The following is a 3,971-nucleotide window of genomic DNA, read 5'->3' on the forward strand; positions in this document are numbered from 1 at the left end:
GCCCAGGTGGCGGCGTCCGATACGACGAAACTGACCTATTACGTCCGCTTCACGATCACGAGCGGATCGGCGGCGGCTTTCGACGGCAAGGCGCTTTACCAACTCGGCGGCTTTTCGTTCGAGGACCAGCAGACGGTGAACATCGGCGGCGCGTCGAGCGGGGCCGGGGCCGGGAAGGTCGCGTTCGATCCGCTCAGCCTGACCTTCACCCAGCCCAGCCTGACCGCGCAACTGATGAAATATCTCGCGTCCGGAACGGCCTTCAAGGAGGTGGACGTCCTCGGTTACGATTCCAGGGGCTATCTGGCGCAGGACTACAGCTTCGGTCTGGTCGCGGCCAGCGACCTGACGATCGCCGCCAATTCGCCGACCACGCTTCAGCTGGGCTATGGATCGCAATCGATCCAGACCTATACGACCGCCGCCGATGGCACGACGACCTTGGCGCAGTCGGCCGCCTGGAACAGAGTGGCGAACGCCTCCGGATTCTCCACCGGCTCGGACTCGTCGCCTCCCGCCGCCGCCAGCGCGAAGCTTGTCTCCTCCCAGGTGGCGGCGCCCGATACGACGAAACTGACCTATTACGTTCGCTTCACATCCTACAGCGGAACGGCGCAGCCGTTCGACGGCAAGACGCTCTACGAACTCAGCGGTTTTTCGTTTGAGGACCAGCAGGCGCTGAATATCGGCGGCGCGTCCGGCGGCGTGGGGGCCGGGAAGGTCACGTTCGATCCGCTCAACCTCAACTTCGTCCAGACCGGTCTGACCGCGCAATTGATGAAATATCTTGCGTCCGGAACAGCCTTCAAGGAGGTGGACGTCCTCGGCTACGATTCCATGGGCCATCTGGCGCAAAATGACAGCTTTGGCCTGGTCGCGGCCACCGACCTGACGATCTCCGCCAATTCGCCGACCACGCTTCAGCTGGAATATGGATCGCAATCGATTCAGACTTATACGACCGCCGCCGATGGGACGACGAAGCTGGCGCAGTCGGCGGCCTGGAACAGTTTGAAAGACGTCTCCAGCTTTTCGACGGCCGCCACCGGCTCGGACTCCTCATCCCCGGCCGCCGCCAGCACAAAGCTCGACGCCGCCCAGGTGGCGGCGTCCGATACGACGAAACTGACCTATTACGTCCGCTTCACGATCACGAGCGGATCGGCGGCGGCTTTCGACGGCAAGGCGCTTTACCAACTCGGCGGCTTTTCGTTCGAGGACCAGCAGACGGTGAACATCGGCGGCGCGTCGAGCGGGGCCGGGGCCGGGAGGGTCGCGTTCGATCCGCTCAGCCTGACCTTCACCCAGCCCAGCCTGACCGCGCAACTGATGAAATATCTCGCGTCCGGAACGGCCTTCAAGGAGGTGGACGTCCTCGGTTACGATTCCAGGGGCTATCTGGCGCAGGACTACAGCTTCGGTCTGGTCGCGGCCAGCGACCTGAAGATCGCCGCCAATTCGCCGACCACGCTTCAGCTGGGCTATGGATCGCAATCGATCCAGACCTATACGACCGCCGCCGATGGCACGACGACCTTGGCGCAGTCGGCCGCCTGGAACAGAGTGGCGAACGCCTCCGGATTTTCCACCGGCTCGGACTCGTCGCCTCCCGCCGCCGCCAGCGCGAAGCTTGTCTCCTCCCAGGTGGCGGCTCCCGATACGACGAAACTGACCTATTACGTTCGCTTCACATCCTACAGCGGAACGGCGCAGCCGTTCGACGGCAAGACGCTCTACGAACTCAGCGGTTTTTCGTTTGAGGACCAGCAGGCGCTGAATATCGGCGGCGCGTCCGGCGGCGTGGGGGCCGGGAAGGTCACGTTCGATCCACTCAACATCAACTTCGTCCAGACCGGTCTGACCGCGCAACTGATGAAATATCTCGCGTCCGGAACGGCCTTCAAGGAGGTGGATGTCCTCGGCTACGACGCCAAGGGCAATCTGGCGCAGAATAACAGCTTCGGCCAGGTCGCGGCGTCGGACTTGACCGAGGCTTCGACGGACGGAACGTCCATCTCCCTCGAATACGCCACCCAGGCGATCACCACCTATGCCGAGGCGCCCGCGTGTTACTGCGCGGGCGTCCTGATCCTGACGGAGCGCGGCGAAGTGGCGGTGGAAAACCTGCGCGCCGGCGACCGACTCGTGACCACGGACGGTTCGCTCAAGCCCGCTGTCTGGATCGGCCGCAGCACAATCGCCTCGCGTTTCGTCAACCCAATCCGCGGCTATCCGATCCGGATAAGGGCCGGAGCGCTCGGCGCAAACATGCCCAGCCGCGACCTGCTGCTGTCACCCGACCACGCCGTGCTGATCGACGGTATGCTGATCCACGCCGGCGCCCTCGTCAATGGAAGCTCGATCGTTCGGGAGACCGAAGTTCCCGAAACTTTCGTTTATTACCACGTCGAACTCGACGCGCATGCGCTGGTGCTGGCGGAGAACGTTCCGGCGGAGACGTTTGTCGACAATGTCGATCGGATGAGCTTTGACAATTGGGACGAGCACGAGGCGCTCTACCCCATGGGCAAGCCGATCGAAGAAATGACCTGGCCACGCGCCAAGTCCCGTCGCCAGGTCCCGCAAAGCCTGCGCGCCGCGCTCGACGCGCGCGCGCCGCACATTGTGTCGGACCAGATCGCCGCCGTGGCGTGAAGTCCGCCGGAAACCCTCAATCCGATCTGGACGCCACCTCGATGCGCGGCGGGTTGTCCAGCCGGCGGTCGAGATATTCCCCCACCGCCACCATCAGTTCATCGACCCGGTTCTCGAAGAAATGGTTGGCCCCTTCGATCACCGCGTGCTCGATGGCGATGCCCTTCTGCGTCTTCAATTTCTCGATCACGGCCGTGACCTCCTTCACCGGCGCCACGCGGTCCACGTCGCCGTGGACGAACAGGCCCGACGACGGGCAGGGGGCCAGAAAGGTGAAGTCGAAGCGATTGGCCGGCGGGGCGATCGAGACGAATCCTTCGATTTCCGGGCGGCGCATCAGCAATTGCATGCCGATCCACGAACCGAACGACACGCCGGCGATCCAGCAGGCCCGCGCCTCCGGGCTGACGGCTTGAGCCCAGTCGAGCGCGCTCGCCGCGTCGGAAAGCTCGCCCGCGCCGTGGTCGAACGACCCCTGCGAGCGGCCGACGCCGCGAAAATTGAAACGCAGCACGGAAAAGCCGCGCTCGGCGAAAGCATAATAGAGCTGATAGACGATCTGGTTGTTCATCGTCCCGCCGAACTGCGGGTGCGGATGCAAGATGATGGCGAGCGGCGCGCCGCGCTGCTTGGACGGATGGAAACGGCCTTCCAGCCGCCCGGCGGGGCCGTTGAAAATCACCTCGGGCATTATTTTTTCCTGTATAAGGGCGCGTGGCCGCTTTATTACATAGGGCCTCACTCGAAACGCAAACAATTTCGTACTTTCGGAGATTCGCGTGATTACGGTCGTTCGCTTCCTCACGCTGGCCGTTTACGCGGCCGGCGCGCATTTCCTCGATGGAACCGCCTTCGCGGCGCTGATCTTCGGCGCGTTGATCGGCTGGCTGGCCGTGCGCTTCTACTGGCTTGCGCTCCCGGCCGCCGGCCTGGCGAACCTCGCCAACTTGATGTACGCCAACAGCACCGGCGAGGGAAAATCTGTATCGGCGCTCGGCAATTTCCCGCTGGAGTTCTTCGTCTTCCTTACGCTGGCCGTCATAGGCTACCTGCTGGGGCTTTGGGTGCGTCACATCCAGTTTTCGCGCCTCAAACGCCTCGAATAGGCTTGAAATCCGCTCTCGCGCGACCGGTCCAACATGGACCGTCACGGCGAGGGCGCATGTTCGCGTCCCTTTGGATTCTCCCCCGACGCCAAGGCCAAACTTGATGCCGCCATCGCCGCGATGGCCGTCGTCGGCAGCGCAACGCGCGGGACAAGAAATATCAAGGATTTCCAACGCCTCGACGTCCAGCCCCCACCCCTTTCCCGTCCT

The 3,971-nt window shown here is 63.4% G+C and carries 3 protein-coding genes; 2 read left to right on the forward strand and 1 reads right to left on the reverse strand.

Going from position 1 to position 3,971, the window contains the following annotated elements; all coding sequences use genetic code 11:
* A partial coding sequence (locus CCR94_RS25965; RefSeq protein ID WP_244594020.1) for a Hint domain-containing protein occupies positions 1 to 2,655 on the forward strand: 2,655 nt, incomplete at its 5' end.
* 16 nt (positions 2,656 to 2,671) lie between these two features.
* Here CCR94_RS25965 and CCR94_RS09885 read toward each other — a convergent pair.
* On the reverse strand, positions 2,672 to 3,346 hold the full coding sequence (locus CCR94_RS09885) for an alpha/beta hydrolase (RefSeq protein WP_104507705.1): 675 nt from the start codon (positions 3,344 to 3,346) through the stop codon (positions 2,672 to 2,674).
* Positions 3,347 to 3,434: 88 nt separating this feature from the next.
* Between CCR94_RS09885 and CCR94_RS09890 the strand changes: the two genes are divergently transcribed.
* Positions 3,435 to 3,761, forward strand: a complete 327-nt coding sequence (locus CCR94_RS09890; protein ID WP_104507706.1) for a hypothetical protein — start codon at positions 3,435 to 3,437, stop codon at positions 3,759 to 3,761.
* Positions 3,762 to 3,971 lie beyond the last annotated feature (210 nt).

Source organism: Rhodoblastus sphagnicola (assembly GCF_002937075.1).
Taxonomy (GTDB): domain Bacteria; phylum Pseudomonadota; class Alphaproteobacteria; order Rhizobiales; family Beijerinckiaceae; genus Rhodoblastus; species Rhodoblastus sphagnicola.